15 protein-coding genes are annotated in these 15,143 nt (G+C 74.0%); 8 read left to right on the top strand and 7 right to left on the bottom strand.

The genetic code is table 11. The features are described from left to right. Window positions 1-3: 3 nt before the first annotated feature. A complete protein-coding gene (locus ACZ501_RS17180) occupies window positions 4-648 on the bottom strand; it encodes a carbonic anhydrase (RefSeq protein ID WP_468796258.1) in 645 nt (214 codons plus the stop codon). Window positions 649-881: 233 nt separating this feature from the next. Between ACZ501_RS17180 and ACZ501_RS17175 the strand changes: the two genes are divergently transcribed. Next, window positions 882-1,826 (top strand): 5'-nucleotidase, encoded by a 945-nt coding sequence (locus ACZ501_RS17175; RefSeq protein ID WP_468796256.1) that lies wholly within the window; start codon window positions 882-884, stop codon window positions 1,824-1,826. 465 nt (window positions 1,827-2,291) lie between these two features. On the opposite strand, the gene ACZ501_RS17170 is transcribed toward ACZ501_RS17175, so the two are convergent. Then, entirely contained in the window at window positions 2,292-3,002 is a 711-nt protein-coding gene (locus tag ACZ501_RS17170; protein WP_468796254.1) for a hypothetical protein, read from the bottom strand. A 12-nt stretch (window positions 3,003-3,014) separates the two neighbouring features. After that, the gene (locus ACZ501_RS17165; protein WP_468796252.1) at window positions 3,015-3,239 is read right to left on the bottom strand and encodes a hypothetical protein; all 225 of its coding nucleotides are present in this window, start codon (window positions 3,237-3,239) and stop codon (window positions 3,015-3,017) included. Window positions 3,240-3,547: 308 nt separating this feature from the next. Between ACZ501_RS17165 and ACZ501_RS17160 the strand changes: the two genes are divergently transcribed. Both ACZ501_RS17160 and ACZ501_RS17155 read left to right on the top strand, forming a co-directional pair. After that, complete coding sequence (locus tag ACZ501_RS17160) at window positions 3,548-4,903, top strand: MFS transporter (RefSeq protein ID WP_468796250.1); 1,356 nt, start codon at window positions 3,548-3,550, stop codon at window positions 4,901-4,903. Between the two features lie 16 nt (window positions 4,904-4,919). Next, window positions 4,920-6,821, top strand: a complete 1,902-nt coding sequence (locus tag ACZ501_RS17155; protein ID WP_468796248.1) for a helix-turn-helix domain-containing protein — start codon at window positions 4,920-4,922, stop codon at window positions 6,819-6,821. A 62-nt stretch (window positions 6,822-6,883) separates the two neighbouring features. Here ACZ501_RS17155 and ACZ501_RS17150 read toward each other — a convergent pair whose 3' ends face one another. From ACZ501_RS17150 to ACZ501_RS17140, 3 genes are all read right to left on the bottom strand, one after another. Then, window positions 6,884-7,261: a hypothetical protein gene (locus ACZ501_RS17150; RefSeq protein ID WP_468796246.1), complete on the bottom strand. Its 378-nt coding sequence runs from the start codon at window positions 7,259-7,261 to the stop codon at window positions 6,884-6,886. 155 nt (window positions 7,262-7,416) lie between these two features. Further along, window positions 7,417-8,208: a class I SAM-dependent methyltransferase gene (locus ACZ501_RS17145; RefSeq protein WP_468796244.1), complete on the bottom strand. Its 792-nt coding sequence runs from the start codon at window positions 8,206-8,208 to the stop codon at window positions 7,417-7,419. 137 nt (window positions 8,209-8,345) lie between these two features. Further along, window positions 8,346-9,530: an MFS transporter gene (locus ACZ501_RS17140; protein ID WP_468796242.1), complete on the bottom strand. Its 1,185-nt coding sequence runs from the start codon at window positions 9,528-9,530 to the stop codon at window positions 8,346-8,348. A 72-nt stretch (window positions 9,531-9,602) separates the two neighbouring features. Here ACZ501_RS17140 and ACZ501_RS17135 point away from each other — a divergent pair, with 72 nt between their 5' ends. Together ACZ501_RS17135 and ACZ501_RS17130 are read left to right on the top strand one after the other, a co-directional pair. After that, window positions 9,603-10,358: a DeoR/GlpR family DNA-binding transcription regulator gene (locus tag ACZ501_RS17135; RefSeq protein ID WP_468796240.1), complete on the top strand. Its 756-nt coding sequence runs from the start codon at window positions 9,603-9,605 to the stop codon at window positions 10,356-10,358. Between the two features lie 4 nt (window positions 10,359-10,362). Then, entirely contained in the window at window positions 10,363-10,989 is a 627-nt protein-coding gene (locus ACZ501_RS17130; protein WP_361609580.1) for an HAD family hydrolase, read from the top strand. A 58-nt stretch (window positions 10,990-11,047) separates the two neighbouring features. Here ACZ501_RS17130 and ACZ501_RS17125 read toward each other — a convergent pair whose 3' ends face one another. Further along, window positions 11,048-11,785 (bottom strand): SOS response-associated peptidase, encoded by a 738-nt coding sequence (locus ACZ501_RS17125; protein ID WP_361609578.1) that lies wholly within the window; start codon window positions 11,783-11,785, stop codon window positions 11,048-11,050. A 152-nt stretch (window positions 11,786-11,937) separates the two neighbouring features. Between ACZ501_RS17125 and ACZ501_RS17120 the strand changes: the two genes are divergently transcribed. The 3 genes from ACZ501_RS17120 (at window position 11,938) to ACZ501_RS17110 (ending at window position 15,133) form a co-directional block, all read left to right on the top strand. Then, complete coding sequence (locus tag ACZ501_RS17120; protein ID WP_361609576.1) at window positions 11,938-12,189, top strand: hypothetical protein; 252 nt, start codon at window positions 11,938-11,940, stop codon at window positions 12,187-12,189. Window positions 12,190-12,353: 164 nt separating this feature from the next. Next, window positions 12,354-12,851, top strand: coding sequence for a hypothetical protein (locus tag ACZ501_RS17115; protein WP_468796239.1), 498 nt, complete (start codon window positions 12,354-12,356; stop codon window positions 12,849-12,851). Window positions 12,852-13,063: 212 nt separating this feature from the next. After that, window positions 13,064-15,133 carry a SpoIIE family protein phosphatase gene (locus ACZ501_RS17110; RefSeq protein WP_361609572.1) on the top strand — a complete coding sequence of 690 codons (2,070 nt, stop codon included), beginning with the start codon at window positions 13,064-13,066 and terminating at the stop codon, window positions 15,131-15,133. Window positions 15,134-15,143: the final 10 nt, after the last annotated feature.

Raw genomic sequence — 15,143 nt, 5'->3', positions numbered from 1 at the left:
TCTCTACAGCGACGTGGAGTCGACGGTGGCCTCGAGGCCGCGGGTCGTCACCAGGTGGGCGCTGCCGTCGGCCAGCCGGTAGGACAGGCCCACCACGGCGGTCTGTCCGGCCTTCACCTGTTCGGCGAGCACCCGGGAGCGGTCCAGCAGCAGGTCGACGGTGTGCCGTACGTGCTCGGCTATGACGTCGCTGTCCTCGGTCAGCCCGGCGGCGCGGGCGGCCAGCACGCTGGGCGTGACCCGCTCGATGACGTCCCGAACGTACCCGGGCGCGGCGACCCCGTCCTCCACCGCCGCACGGGTGGCCGCGACCGCACCGCACGAGTCGTGGCCGAGCACCACCACCAGGGGGCAGTTCAGCACGCTCGCCCCGTACTCGATGCTGCCCAGCACCTCCGGCCCGGTCACGTGGCCCGCGGTGCGGACCACGAACAGGTCACCGAGCCCCCGGTCGAAGATGATCTCGGCGGCCAGGCGGGAGTCGGAGCAGCCGAAGAGCACCGCGAAGGGGTTCTGGGCCGGTGCGATCTCGGAGCGGCGTGCGGCGTCCTGGTTGGGATGTTCCGGTGTTCCCGAGACGAATCGCTGGTTGCCGGCCAGCAGCATCTCGAAGGCTTGCGCGGGAGTCGGCATCGAGGTGTCAGTCATGGTCGCAGACTACGATCCGGCCCAGGTCACCGCACCATGCGGGGTGACCGCCGCGCTGCCCGCCGGCAGTCCCGGACGCCGGCCGAGGCCATCCCGTCGCCTTCGAACGAGACGCGGCGGCCCTGCTGCCCTGTGCTCGCGCACACCACCACGACGTCGCCGCACATGTTTTCGACAGAGCCGAAAAGGCGATAATGCTCTCCATGGTGCACGTGTGCCAGCGGGGGGGCGAGATGAAGTACGACCTGTCCGACCGCCTCGTCATAGGGATCGCCTCCAGCGCCCTGTTCGACCTCACCGACTGCGACGCGGTGTTCAGGGAGCAGGGCGAGGACGCGTATCGCGCCTACCAAGAGGCCCACGTGGACGATGTCCTGGACAAGGGCGTGGCCTTCCCCTTCGTCCGGCGCCTGCTGTCGCTGAACGACCTGGCAGAGCCCCTCGATCCGCTGGTCGAGGTCATCATCCTGTCCCGCAACGACCCGGACACCGGGCTCCGCGTCATGCGTTCCATCGCGGCGCACGGCCTGCACATCAGCCGGGCCGTGTTCCGGCAGGGCCGGTCGACACACCGCTTCATGCCCGCTCTGAACATGTCCTTGTTCCTGTCGGCCAACGGTTCGGACGTTCGCGAAGCGGTGGCCGACGGAATGCCGGCGGGCCATGTGCTCACGACAGAACGGGTCGATGACGACGCCGACCGGGAACTCCGCATCGCCTTCGACTTCGACGGTGTACTGGCCGGCGACTCCTCCGAGCGGATCTACCGAACCGCCGGCATCGACGGGTTCCGCGCACACGAAATCCTCAATGCGACCACCCCGCACGACCCCGGCCCCTTGAAGGAATTCCTTTCAGGCATCAACCGCATCCAGCGCCGCGAAGAGGAGGAGCGCCGTAAGAACTCCGCCTATCGGCCCCGCCTCCGGGTTTCCTTGGTCACCGCCCGGGACGCCCCCGCGCACGAACGTGCCGTGCGGAGTCTCCAGCAGTGGGGACTTCGCGTCGACGAGGCGTTCTTCCTCGGTGGCATCGACAAGGCCGCCGTGATGCGTGCCCTCGATCCGCACATCTTCTTCGACGACCAGGTCTCGCACCTCAACGGCACGGCGCCGGCCACCCCGAGCGTTCACGTACCGTTCGGTATCGTCAATGCACCCCCGCGCATGCCCGGATGAGACCAGCTGGGTCGGGAACTCCCGCCCGGGTGGCGACGACCACGTGCCTGGAAGCGCCTGCACCGGGCAGGCGCCCGTTCAGGAGCGACGATGGCCCGACAGCGGCAGACTCCCGGTGGAACGCGTCCCTCCCGGCGGCGCTGGGCTCCGCCAGCAGCCCTGCCGGGCTTCCTCGCTCTGCTCGTCCTGGTGTTCGTCGTCTCCTACGGGGTCGGCTCGCTGGCCGGTCCGATCGCGCCCGGCATGCACGCCGACGAGACCGCGCCGTGGAGAAGGGGAGTCCCGGGGGCCACGGCCACGGTGGTTCGGGCGGCGCGCATTCGGGAGGCGCGCGATGACCGCGGGTCGGACGGTCGCCGCGAGGACGAGCGGCTGCTGATCACCGCGCTGCTCGCCGTACCCGTGCTCGTCCTGTCCATGGTCCCGGCCGTCCAGTTCCGCAACTGGCAGTGGCTGTGCTGCTCCTCACACGCCGCGGACGGTGAGCCGGACCGGTGCCCGGACTCCGCTCGCGCGCAGGACCTCGAGGATGGTCACGGTGGTCCAGGCGGCGGCGTCCGGCGTCCACTCGGGCGCGCTCCCCGTCAGGACGGTGTCCGGGCCGTCGCCGGGGCTCGGGTGGAGGCGCAGCAGGCCGTGTCCGCTGCGGGTGACGGCGGCGGACAGCTGCTCCGCGTTGACCTCCGGGTCGGCGCGGACGGTGACCATGATGTCCGTGCGGGCGTCCGGTGAGGAGAGCGCGAACCAGTCGGTGGCGGCCCGCAGGTCGAATGCGGCGTCCCGGGCCAGGGCTACGGGTGCGTGGACGCGTAGTTCGGTGCAGCGCAGCCGGCCCACGCGGTGCAGGGCGTCGGTGAGGGTCCGGACCATGGGCAGGACCGGCAGGTTCTGGCCGGGCAGGTGGGCGGTGGGGTAGACGGTGAGCCAGGCCACCTGGCGCTCCTGCCCGTCCTGGGACCAGTCGCCCCCGGCGTCGGCGTGCTCCCAGCGCTGACCTCCCAGCATGTTCTGCGTGCCGAGGAGGGTGGTGCTCCACCCGTACGCCCCGGCTCGCTTCACGGCCAGGCTGAACAGGTCCTCGTCAAGGTCGTGCTCAGCGCTGACGTGTCCGATCCACGGGTGCTGAGTGAGCACGCCGTAGATCTCGGTCTTCAGCACGGGGTTCCCCTCGGTCATCGTTCTCCTTCCTCAGATGCCGCAGTTGAAGGTCTTGCCGGGTGTCTCCAGCTTGTTGGGCGAGTCGGCGACTCCGATGATGTCCACGTCGGCTCGGCTGCAACACGTCCTGGCCTTGGTCCCCACGCACGTCTTCCGGGCGTTGGCCCGGCGGGAGCTTCCGCCGCCCTGCTCGACCGTCTTGGAGCCCGTGGCCACGGTGTGCCAGCGGCGGCCGGTCAGGATCTGGAGCTCCACGGTCACCTTGGCCTTGGCCCCGCCGCTGTCCTTGTCGAGCCACCAGCCGTGCGCGGAGATCGTCGGCGGCGGGTGCTGGAGTAGTGGACGGCGTCTCCTCCGGTCTGGAACACGTCCACGCGCCTGAGCACCCGTTACGGCACGTCGACCGACAGAGGTCCTTTCGGGCTCGATCGGCAGGCGGCATGGCTGAGGGGCACACCCTGTGGGCGGGAAGTGTGGTTGCGGCCACCATGTGCCGCTGAACTGGGCGTTCCTATGGTGTGGCGACATCGAATCGTCCCCGCCCCCGTCCGGAAGTGGTACTCATGGCCGCCTCTGCCACACCGTCATCGCACCCCGGCAGCATCAGGAGAGTCGTCGCGGCGAGTCTCGTCGGGACCACCATCGAGTGGTACGACTTCTTCCTCTACGGGTCCGCCGCCGCCCTGGTGTTCAACACGCTGTTCTTCCCCGCCAGCGATCCCCTCGTCGGGACCCTGCTGGCGTTCCTCACCTACGCCGTCGGCTTCGCCGCCCGGCCGCTCGGCGGGGTCGTGTTCGGGCACTACGGCGACCGGATCGGGCGCAAGCGGCTGCTCGTCGTGAGCCTGTTGATGATGGGCGGGGCCACCTTCGCCATCGGGCTGCTGCCGACGCACGCCGGTGTCGGCGCCGCCGCCCCCGTGCTGCTGACCGTGCTGCGGCTGGTGCAGGGCTTCGCACTCGGGGGCGAGTGGGGCGGTGCGGTGCTGCTCGTCGCCGAGCACGGGGACGACCGGCACCGGGGGTTCTGGGCGTCCTGGCCGCAGGCCGGCGCTCCCGGCGGGAACCTGCTGGCCACCGGGGTGCTGGCGCTGCTGGCGGCCGTCCAGTCGGACGAGGCGTTCCTCGCCTGGGGGTGGCGGGTGCCGTTCCTGCTCTCCGGGGTGCTGGTGGTCGTCGGGCTGTGGATACGGGTCTCGGTGTCGGAGTCGCCGGCGTTCCTGGAGGCGCGGGCCAGGGCCGAGGCGGAGGAGGCGGCGGGGGTCCGGCAGCGGCCGCCGGTGGTCGAGGTGCTGCGCACGGGCCGGCGCGGCGTGCTCACCGCGATCGGCGTGCGCCTGGGCGAGAACGTCTCGTACTACGTGCTCACGGCCTTCCTGCTCGTCTACGTCACCGTCCACCTCCACCTGCCCAAGGGCGACGCCCTGAACGCCGTGCTGATCGGCTCGGTGGTGCACTTCGTGACGATCCCGCTGTGGGGCGCCCTGTCGGACCGGATCGGCCGCCGCGCCGTCACGCTCGTCGGCTCGGTCGGCATGGCGGGCTGGGCGTTCGCCTTCTTCGCCCTGCTGGACTCCCGTTCCTTCCCGGTGATCGCCGCCGCGGTCACCGCCGGGCTGCTGCTGCACGGTGCGATGTACGGTCCGCAGGCGGCGTTCATCTCGGAGATGTTCGACACCCGCGTCCGTTATTCGGGGGCCTCCATGGGATCCCAGGTCGCGTCCATCATCGGCGGCGCCCTGGCCCCCGTCATCGCCGTGGAACTGCTCAAGGAGTACGGGTCCTCCGTGCCGGTCTCCGTCTACGTCTGCGCGGCGGCGCTGATCACCGCCGCGACCGCCCTGGCCGCCCGCGAGACCCGCGGCCGCAGCCTCGACCGGCCCGCCCGTACGGCCCCTCCCGTCCCCGTCAAGGGCTGAGCGGGGCCGCGCCCGTATGCTCACCCCCGTGACGGAAGGCGTACGGGAGTTGCTCGGCCTGCTGGCCCAGGGGGCGCCGGCGGAGGAGTTCGCCCGGCCGGCGGCGGCCGCGCGCGCCGCCGGTGCCGGCGACGCCGAGCTGGCCGCCCTCGACGAGGCGACCGGGGTGGCCCTGGAGATACACCGGACGCTGGTCCAGCACCGCACCCGGGAGGCGGAGCTGACCGCGCTGTTCGACACCGCCGGGGACCTCGCCGCGCTGCGCGACCTGGACGCGGTGCTGCGTGCCATCACGCACCGCGCCAAGCAGCTGCTGCACACGGACGTCACGTACCTGTCGCTGAACGACGACGCGGCGGGCGACACCTACATGCGGGTGACCGACGGATCGGTGTCGGCCGCGTTCCAGCAGCTGCGCCTGGGCATGGGCGAGGGGCTCGGCGGGCTCGTCGCCCAGACGGCCCGCCCGTACGCCACCGGCGACTACCAGCGCGATCCCCGGTTCCGGCACACCGCCCCCATCGACGGGGCCGTCGGCGAAGAGGACCTCCACGCCATCCTGGGCGTCCCGCTGCGCCTGGGCCCGAAGGTGATCGGCGTGCTCTTCGCCGCCGACCGCAGCCCGCGCGCGTTCAGCCCGCGCGAGGTGGCGCTGCTGTCCTCGCTCGCCGACCACGCCGCCATCGCCATCGACGGGGCCCGGCTGCTGGAGGAGACCCGCAGGGCGCTGGCCGAACTGGGCGCCGCCTCGCGCACCATCCAGGCGAACAGCGACGCGCTGCGCCGGGCGGAGGAGGCGCACGACCGGCTCACGGGCCTCGTGCTGCGCGGCGGGGACATCGCCGAGGTGGCGGCGGCGATCGGCGCGCTGCTGGAGGGCGGCACGCTCATCCACGACGCCGGCGGGGCGGAGCTGGCCCGCGCGCAGGCCGGGCCCTGCCCGCCGCCGGCCGGGGCCGTCGCCGCGTCCCGGTCGGGCGGCCGGGCGGTCGCGGAGGGCGGCACCTGGGTGTGCGCCGTCCTGGCCGGGCCCGAACTCCTGGGCAGCATCACGCTGACGGGCCGCCCCGGCCTGGACGAGGCGGGGCGGCGCCTGTTCGAGCGGGCCGCCATGGTGACGGCCCTGCTGCTGCTCCTGAGCCGTACGGTGGCGCAGACCGAGGACCGGATACGGGGAGAGCTGCTCGGGGACCTGCTGAGCCCGTCGGCCGATCCCGGGAGCCTGGCCGTGCGGGCCCGGCGCCTGGGCGTGGACCTGGACCGCCCCCACGCCCTGTTCGTCCTGCACAGCGACGCCGTTCCGCGTCCCCGCCTGCTCACGGCCGCCGCGCACCACGCCCGTGAACGCCGGGGCCTGGCCGGGGTCCACCACGACCACGCCGTGCTGCTGGCCCCCTCCGAGGACACCGGCGCCGACGCCGCCCGCCTCGCCGCGGCGCTGGGCCGGAACGTGGGGGCGCCCGTGACGGTGGGCGCGGCGCGGGCCGGCGGCAGCGCGGCCGGGCTGCCCGCCGCGCACGCGGAGGCGCTGCGCTGCCTGTCGACGCTGCGCGCCCTGGGCCGCGCCGGCGACGGGAGCACCCTGGCGGACCTGGGGTTCCTCGGGGTGCTGCTGGGGGACCGGCCGGACCTGTCGGGCTTCGTACGGGCCACGCTGGGGCCGGTCCTGGACTACGACGCCCGGCGCGGCAGCGACCTCGTGCGCACGCTGCGGGTCTACTTCGCCACCGGCATGAGCCAGGCGAGGGCGAAGGAAGCCCTCCACGTCCACGTGAACACGGTGGTGCAGCGCCTGGACCGGATCGGCCGTCTCCTCGGGCCCGACTGGCAGTCCCCCGACCGCTGCCTGGAACTCCAACTGGCCCTGCGGCTGCACCAGGTGTCGGCGCCGACGGCCACGGGGCCGGCTCCTTCCTGAGCGCGAACGGCGGCGCCCCCGGGAAGGGGGCGCCGCCGCTGTCCTTCGACGGTCCGCAGGGCTCAGTAGGTGTAGCTGAGACCCGACTTGTACGGGGTCAGCGTCCGCTGGCCCACCACACCGCGGTAGGTGTACCAGCCCCACTTCTTGCACATCGTCTGGTAGCTCAGGGTGTTGTACGCCCCCGAACCCACCCGCACGCGCGGGTAGATGACGTTGTCCCCCCAGTCCCCGGTGGCCGGGCCGCTCGAGTAGGCGTCCACCCCCCAGTACACGCCGACGACGGAGCCGCCGGCCGGGCAGTTCCAGCTGCCGAAGTTGACCCAGACGTTCCCTCCCGTCCAGGCACTGGCCGGTGCGGCGCTGAGGCCGACGACGCCGAGCGCCATCAGCGAGCCCGTCAGCACCGCACGGCTTTTACGCAGCATTGGTCCACGCATGTGACCTCCCCGGTCACGGCCGGACGCCTTCGCGCCCCGCCGTGCGCAGAAGGCTGCCATATGAGTCACAGGATTGTCTGACTTTCGACGCGATACCTCTGAAGTCGAACTATTGCCGTACATACACCTGTTCGGTCGACGGTTGCCGGGCCGGTTCAGGCGGCCGACGCGGTGGTGACCACCAGCGGGGGCCGCAGCCGTTCGGCCGTCCACGGGCGGCTGCGCACCAGCCCCGGTTCGGCCACCTCCCGCGCCTCCTCCACGGTCGGGCGGTGCTGGACGGCGTCCCGGAAGCCGGCCCGCTCGAGGAGTCCGGGCAGCAGACCGGCCGGCCACGCGTGGTTGCGCACCTCCTGCCAGGAGCCGTCGGTGCGCCGCAGCCGTACGGTCAGCTCCTGGCCCGGCGCGTACACCGCGCCCGGGTCGCCGATCCGCAAGGAGGCGTACTCCTCGCCGGTGCACGCGGGGTCGGTGGCCAGCAGGACGAACGGGCCGCCGGGCCGCAGCAGCCTGCGGACCTCCCGGAACACGGCCAGCACCGCCTCCTCGTCGGGCAGCGAGGCGAGCACGTGGCTGCACATGACCGCGTCGGCGCTGCCGTCGGCCAGGGCTGCCACCCGGCCGTCCCGGACCAGGTGGTATTCCGCCGCCCCGGTGTCCGAGGCGCGGGCCAGGTCCAGCATCTCGGGCGAGGTGTCGACCCCCACCACGCGCGCCCCGAGCAGCCGGGCGGCGTGGCCGGCCACCGCGCCCGGACCGCACCCGTAGTCCACGAGGACGGCGCCGGGGCCGATCCGCGCGGTCAGCTCCCGGAAGACGAACGGATAGCCGAGCAGCCAGTCCGTGGCCGCTTCCAGCGCGGCGAAGGCCCGCGCTCCCTCACTCCCGGACCAGGCGGCCGCCCCGGCGCCGCCCGCGTCCCCGGTGTCCCGCGCCGAGTCGCTCACAGCCCCACTATCGACCCGCGTCCGCCCCCGGGCGGGGTCACGACACGGCCTGGGCCGTCCGCGAGCTCGGGCGGGCGCTGCCCGGCCCCCTCGTCCGCGCGCTGCACGGCTCCCCCGCGGACACCGTCGGCCGAGCGCTACCGGGCGCCGGAGGGGACCGGCCGCAGGGTGGGGGCGGCGAGGGCGGCGAAGGCGCAGCAGGCCACGGGCAGCAGCAGGGCCGGCCCGAGCGGTACGAGGCGGGTCAGGGGGCCGATCACCGCCGGGCCGGCGAGCATGCCGAGGTAGCCGAGGCCCGCGACCCGGGAGACGTTGGCGCCGGCCGCCTCCGGGTCCGCGTGGCCCGCGGCGCTGAAGAGCTGGGGGACGCAGCCGGAGAGGCCCGCGCCGAAGAGGGTCCAGCCGGCCAGGGCCGCCGGGACGCCGGGCGCGGCGACGGCCAGGGCCAGCCCGGCCGCGGCGAGGGCGGCTCCGTACCGCAGGACCGCGACCGGGCCGGTGCGTGCCGTCAGCCGGTCCGTCCAGAGCCGCCCGGCGGTCATCGCGGTGGCGAAGGCCCCGTAGGCGAGCGCGGCCGTGGCGGCGGGTGCGCCGAGGGAGTTTTCCAGGTGCAGCGCGCTCCAGTCATTGGCCACGCCCTCGCAGAGCATGAGCAGGAAGGCGAGTACGGCCAGCATCCGGATGCGCGGGGAGGCCCGGCGGGCGGAGCGGGCCGCCGCGGGCGCGGCCGGTCGGGGATCGCGCTCCAGCAGGGCGGGGGCGGCGAGGAGCGCGAGGAGGAGGCCGCCCAGGCCGGTGGTCCCGAGGGTGACGGCGGCGGGCAGGCCGAGGTGCAGGGTGAACGCTCCGGTCAGGGCGGCGAGGGCGCCGCCGAGGGAGAACACGGCGTGGAAGGCGGACATGACCGGGCGCCCGTAGCCGCGTTCGACCTGGACGGCGTGGGCGTTCATCGCGACGTCGAGGCAGCCGTTGCCGAATCCGAGCAGCAGCAGCGCGGCGCCGAGCGACGGGGCGTCGCCGGCCAGGGCCGGCGCCACCAGGGCGGTGGTGCACAGGGCCGCGCCGGCGGGGACGGCCGCGGTGGCGCCGAAGCGGTCGGTGAGCGGTCCGGCGACCCGCATGCCGGTGTAGGCGCCGGCTCCGAGGAGGAGCAGGAGCCAGCCGAGCAGGGCGTGGCCGACGCCGGTGCGCTGCTGCACCACGGGGAGGTGGACGACCCACATGCCCAGGGCGAATCCGTTGAGGGCGAAGTAGGCGAAGGTGGCCCGCCGCGCTCGGGGCAGGCGGGCGGGCAGAGGGGCGACGTGTGCGAAGGATGGCATGGAAACGAACGTAACAAACATCAATGATGTGCGGAACTTGCATTTCGAACACGTGAGATGTTCAATCCGGGTATGAGTGCAGACCGTCTGAGGCAGATCAGCGACGCCGTTCGTACGAGCGGCAGCCGCAGCGTCGCGGAGCTCGCGGAGCTCACGGGCGCCTCCGAGATGACCATCCGCCGCGACCTGGAGGCCCTGGCCGACCAAGGGGTGCTCGAGCGCTACCGGGGCGGCGCGCGGAGCGTGCTGCTGCGCGGGGAGGAGACGCCCTTCCCGCTGCGCGCCCGGGACGGGGTGGAGACCAAGCGGCGCCTCGCCGCCGAGGTCGCGGCCCTGCTGGCGGACGGGGAATCGGTCGTCCTGGACAGCGGCACCACCTGCCTGGAGGTGGCCCGCGCCCTGCACCACCGCCGGCTCACCGTCATGCCGCTGTCCCTGCACGCCGCCAACGCCCTCGCCGACGCGCCCCGCCTGACGCTGCTGCTGCCGGGCGGGGCGCCGCGCCGGGGCGAACTCGCCCTCACCGGGCCGCTGACCGAAGCCTCCCTCGCCGCCCTGCGCTTCGACACCGCCGTCATCGGCTGCTGCGGCCTGAGCGCGGAGCACGGCCTGACCGCCTACGACCTGGCCGACGCCGCCGTCAAGCGCGCCGCGATCGCCTCGGCACGCCGGGTCATCGCCGTCACGGAGTCCGCGAAGCTCGCGCGCACCGCCCTCGCACACGTGCTGCCCGCCTCGGCGCTGCACGCGGTCGTCACCGACCAGGCAGCGCCCCTGGAGCAGACCGACGCGCTCGCCGCCGCCGGCGTCACCGTACGGAAGGTGTGAGGCGATGGACGCCGTCGTGCTCTTCGACCTGTTCGGCGTCATAGCCCGCCACCAGTCACCGGCTGGGAAGGAGCGCCTCGTCACGACGGCCGGTGTCCCCGGGGCGGTGTTCTGGGAGGCCTACTGGGCGCTGCGTCCGCCCTACGACCGCGGCGAGGTCGGCGGACCGGAGTACTGGCGGCGGGTGGGCGACGCGCTCGGCACCCGGTTCGACGCGCGGAAGGCCGCCTCGCTCGTGGAGGCCGACGTCGCGAGCTGGAGCGCGGTGGACGCGGAGATGGTGGACCTGGTCGGGGAACTGGCCGCGGCCGGGCGGCGGATCGCCCTGCTGTCGAACATCCCGGAGGAACTCGCCGTCCACTACGAACGCCACCACCCCTGGCTCGCGCACTTCCGGGTGCGGGGCCTGTCGTGCCGGATCGGCCATGCCAAACCGGCGGCCGGCGCCTACGCGTGGTGCCTGCGGGCGCTGGACGCGGCGCCCGGCGAGGTCCTGTTCGTCGACGACCGGCAGGAGAACGTCGACGCCGCCCGCGCCCTCGGCATCCGCGGCCACCGCTTCACCTCGGCGGCCGCGCTGCGCGAGGCGCTCGTACCGGGCCGCCCGGCGGACCGCACCGGCCCGCGCTGAACGCCCGCGGGTCCGCCGCCGCGACAGCCGGGCCGCCCGGCGCCCGGGGGACGGTGGATCAGGAGGCCCGGGCGTCTTCCAGGAGCTCGGGGCCGTTGTTGCGCACGCTGTTGACCGCCGTGGTGACCGCGCGGACCTCCAGGCGGCCGCCGGCGGGGGTGGCGAGGAGGGCGCGCAGGGCGTGGGGGTCCTGGTGGGCGGGATCGAGCCAGGCGTCGTAGTCGGCGGGGGCGAGGGCCAGCGGCATCCGGGGGTGGACGCGGCCGGCGGCGTCCGCGGCCTCGGTGGTGATGACGGTGCAGGTCGCCCACCACGCGGCCGGGTCGTCCTCGTCGGCGACGGCCGGGTCGCGCCAGAACTCGTACAGGCCCGCCATCGCCATCACCGTGCCGTCCTGCGGGCTGATGAAGTACGGCTGCTTGTACGCCTTCGCGGAGCCGGCCGCCGGGACGGACTGCCATTCGTAGAAGCCGTCGGCCGGCAGCAGGCAGCGGCGCTTGGCGAAGGCCCGGCGGTAGGCGGGCTTCTCACCGACCGTCTCGACCCTGGCGTTGATCATCTTCGCCGCGCCGCCCGGGCCCTTCGACCAGGACGGGACGAGCCCCCACCGCAGCGGCCTCAGCTGCCGCTCCAGGACCCCGCTCTCCCGGTCGGCGCGCTCCAGAACCGCCCATACCGGGTCGGTCGGGGCGACGTTCCAGCTGGGCGGGAGCACGAGGTCGGGGCTGGGCCCGGTCGCCTCGAAGAGGCCCGTCAGGTCGTCGGGGCTGCGGGTGGAGACGTAACGGCCGCACATGCCGTCCAGCCTGCCACGCGCGTCCCCGGTCTGCGCCCAGGCCGTGCGGGACGACAGCCGGGGGCGTTCGCAGCGCCGGCGGCCGCCGCGGTCGGTCCGCCCCGGTGGCGGGCCCGGATGCGTGGGCGGCGGACCGGCTCCAGGGTGGAGGCATGGAGCACGCGCCGATCGTCGTCCACCGCATCTCCCCCTCGGGCGGCCGCCGGGTCACCGTCCGCGTCCAGAACCGCGACACGGTGCTGGGCACCGCGCACACCGACACGGACGTGATCGAGTTCCTGCGCCGGGCCGAGGTGCCGGACCCCGACGAGGTGGTGCTCGGCGGGGCTCCCGAGGCGATCGAGTGGCAGGGGGACGCCCCGCACGTCTACGAGGCCGAACCGGCCGACACCGACATCCCCTGACGCTCCCGAATCCCCGATCCCGGTCCCCCTAGGCCGGCGCCGCATTCCGGCCAATTGCTGATGTGCACATGACATCTCAGGATCGCTGTGACACGCTCCGTGGCGCACTCCGCACCGCCCTCGCACCACACCCCCACAAGGACGTGTCACAGAGGAGCGACATGATGCACCGTGCGAAACTCGCCGTCGCCGCACTGGCCCTCGCGGCCACTGCCGGCGGTGTCACGAGCGCCGCCGCCTTCGGCACCGCCGCGGACCAGAAGGCCGACGGCGTCATCGTCGTCGCGGGCAACACCTGCACCTGGACCAACGCCCGCACCAGCGCCAATCCCCCCAGCGCCCTCACCGTCGACCGCACCAGCATCAACAGGCCCGGCGGCAACCTGGCCTGCGACGGCGGCATCACCGCCACCCTCAACAACAACCCGGCCTTCACCTTCGACGACGCCGGCGCCACCGCCCGTACCGACCTGATCGACATCACCGGACAGCAGAGCTTCATATCGTGCCGCTACAAGGCCGCGAACATCACGTGGGACCGGGACGGGACGAGCAGGAAGTACGTCAACCGGGCCTTCACCGCCACCAAGGCCTCCGGCAGCTTCCTGTGCCCGGGATCCGTGACCACCGCGGCCGGCGGCGCGTCCATGCTGTTCCACTGACACCCGGCCGGCACCGGCCGGTGCCTCCCCGCCGCCCACGGCCGACGGCGGGGAGGCACCCGCCCGAGAAAGGCGGGCCGCCGGACTGCTCGCCGCATGCGGCCCCGACTCCCCGGGTGGCGGTACCGCCACCCGATGGCCGCGGCCGGGTCGCCGGGGCCGGGACGGGGCATCAGCATGGTGGGGAGTCCGCCCGGGTGAGGAGGCCGGTGATGGCCGATGCGCAGCCCGACCCGCCGACCGACGGCCCCGGAGCGGGATCTCCGGCGGCGGGCGGCCTGCTCGACGTGCTCGGGGTGGCCGCGGTGGTCCTGGACGCCGAGGGCCGGATCAGCCTGTGGAGCCCGCAGGCCGAGGCGCTCTTCGGGTACACGGCGCAGGAGGCTCTGGGGCAGTACGCGGCGTCGCTGCTGGTGGAGGAGCCGGACCGCGAGGAGGTCCTGGAGCTGTTCACCCGGGTGATGTGGGGCAAGGGCGCCTGGGCGGGATCCTTCCCCGTGCGCCACCGGGACGGCCACAGCGTGCTCGTCGAGTTCCGCAACATGCGCCTCCAGGCGTCCAACGGACGGCTCTACGCGCTGGGCCTGGCCTCCGAGCAGGCCACCCTGCGCCGCGTGGAACGGGACCTGGCGCTGTCGCTGCGCATGGTCGACCAGTCCCCCATCGGCCTGGCCGTCCTCGACACCGACCTGCGGTACGTCCTGGTCAACCCGGCTCTGGAACGCATCAACGGCTTGTCGGCCGAGCGGCACCTCGGGCAGCGGATCAGCGACCTCCTGCCCTTCCTGGACGGGGCGGCGGTCGAGGCCCGGATGCGGGAGGTCCTGGCGACCGGCGTGCCGGTGCTGGACCAGTTCACCACCGGCCAGATCTCCGAGGACTCCGGTGAGCGGGCCTGGCTGGTGTCGGTCTACCGGCTGGAGGACCAGGCCGCGCGGGTGATCGGCGTCGCGGTGTCGGTGGTGGACGTGACCGAACAGCACCGGGCGGCCGTGTCCGCCGCCCACGCCCGGCGGCGCCTCGCCCTGATCGCGGACGCCTCGGTGCGCATCGGTACCACCCTCGACCTGGACATCACCGCCCGGGAGCTGGCCGACGTCGCCGTCCCGGAGATCGCCGACATCGCCGCCGTGGACGTCCTCGACACCATCCTGACGGGCCCGAGGCCCGGCGAGGCCGCCGACGACGGGGGCGTACGGTTCCGGGCGCTCGCGGTGAAGGCCGCCTACCGCACCCCCGCGGAGGAGGCCGCCGACCCCGTCGGCGACGTGGCGTCGTACCGCCCCGAGCGGCTGGTGGCGCGCTGCGCCCGCACCGCCCGGCCCGAGCTCGTCCCCCACGTGCGGCCCGAGGACCTGCCCCGCATCGCCCGCGACGAGGACGCGGCCCGGCTGCTGGGCGAGGCCGGCGTGCACTCCTACCTCGCGGTGCCGCTGATCGCCCGCGGCCAGGTGCTGGGCACCCTCGACCTCAAGCGGGCCCGCAACCCCGTGCCGTTCGGCCCCGACGACGTACTGCTCGCCTCCGAACTCGCCGCGCACGCGGCCGTCTCCATCGACAACGCCCGCTGGTACCAGCGCCAGCGCCACGCCGCGCTCGCCCTCCAGCGCCACCTGCTGCCCCAGCACCCCCCGGCGGCCCCCGGACTGGACATCGCCTACCGGTACCAGCCGGCCGGGGCCGCCGACGAGACCGGCGGTGACTGGTTCGACGTCATCCCCCTGACGGGTGACCGGACGGCGCTGGTCGTCGGAGACGTGATGGGCAGCGGCATCAACGCCGCGGCGACGATGGGGCAGCTGCGCGCCACCGCACGCGCGCTGGGCCGTCTCGGCCTCGACCCGGCCATGGTCATGACCCACCTCGACGCGGCGACGGGCGACCTCGGCGACGCGATGGCAACCTGCGTGTACGCCGTCTACGACCCGCACACCCGGCTGTGCCACATCTCCACCGCGGGCCACCTGCCGCCGGTGCACCTGCGCAACGGCCGCCCTCCGCGGCTGCTGCGCCTGCCGACCGCGGTGCCGCTGGGCGTGGGCGGGGTCCCCTTCAGCACCACCGCCGTGGCCCTGGGCAAGGGTGACGAGCTGGTGCTGTACACCGACGGGCTCGTCGAGACCCGGGACCAGGACATCGACACCCGCCTGCTGACGCTGACGGACCTCCTGGCCGGCCCCCACCGCCCCATCGAAGAGACCTGCGACCTGCTGCTGTCGGCCCTGCGCCGCCCCGACACGCACGACGACGTCGCCCTGCTGATCGCCCGAGCCCACGCCTGAGCGGTCACGC

This window comes from Streptomyces sp. NPDC034085 (assembly GCF_055575555.1).
The sequence above is the reverse complement of the archived record's forward strand: the minus strand, read 5'-3'. Positions and strand labels throughout refer to the sequence as shown.

Coding starts and splice junctions, on each gene's coding strand:
- ACZ501_RS17180 (WP_468796258.1), bottom strand. CDS start 648: ATGACTGACACCTCGATGCCGACTCCCGCGCAAGCCTTCGAGATGCTG.
- ACZ501_RS17175 (WP_468796256.1), top strand. CDS start 882: ATGAAGTACGACCTGTCCGACCGCCTCGTCATAGGGATCGCCTCCAGC.
- ACZ501_RS17170 (WP_468796254.1), bottom strand. CDS start 3,002: ATGACCGAGGGGAACCCCGTGCTGAAGACCGAGATCTACGGCGTGCTC.
- ACZ501_RS17160 (WP_468796250.1), top strand. CDS start 3,548: ATGGCCGCCTCTGCCACACCGTCATCGCACCCCGGCAGCATCAGGAGA.
- ACZ501_RS17155 (WP_468796248.1), top strand. CDS start 4,920: ATGCTCACCCCCGTGACGGAAGGCGTACGGGAGTTGCTCGGCCTGCTG.
- ACZ501_RS17150 (WP_468796246.1), bottom strand. CDS start 7,261: ATGCGTGGACCAATGCTGCGTAAAAGCCGTGCGGTGCTGACGGGCTCG.
- ACZ501_RS17140 (WP_468796242.1), bottom strand. CDS start 9,530: ATGCCATCCTTCGCACACGTCGCCCCTCTGCCCGCCCGCCTGCCCCGA.
- ACZ501_RS17135 (WP_468796240.1), top strand. CDS start 9,603: ATGAGTGCAGACCGTCTGAGGCAGATCAGCGACGCCGTTCGTACGAGC.
- ACZ501_RS17130 (WP_361609580.1), top strand. CDS start 10,363: ATGGACGCCGTCGTGCTCTTCGACCTGTTCGGCGTCATAGCCCGCCAC.
- ACZ501_RS17125 (WP_361609578.1), bottom strand. CDS start 11,785: ATGTGCGGCCGTTACGTCTCCACCCGCAGCCCCGACGACCTGACGGGC.
- ACZ501_RS17120 (WP_361609576.1), top strand. CDS start 11,938: ATGGAGCACGCGCCGATCGTCGTCCACCGCATCTCCCCCTCGGGCGGC.
- ACZ501_RS17115 (WP_468796239.1), top strand. CDS start 12,354: ATGCACCGTGCGAAACTCGCCGTCGCCGCACTGGCCCTCGCGGCCACT.
- ACZ501_RS17110 (WP_361609572.1), top strand. CDS start 13,064: ATGGCCGATGCGCAGCCCGACCCGCCGACCGACGGCCCCGGAGCGGGA.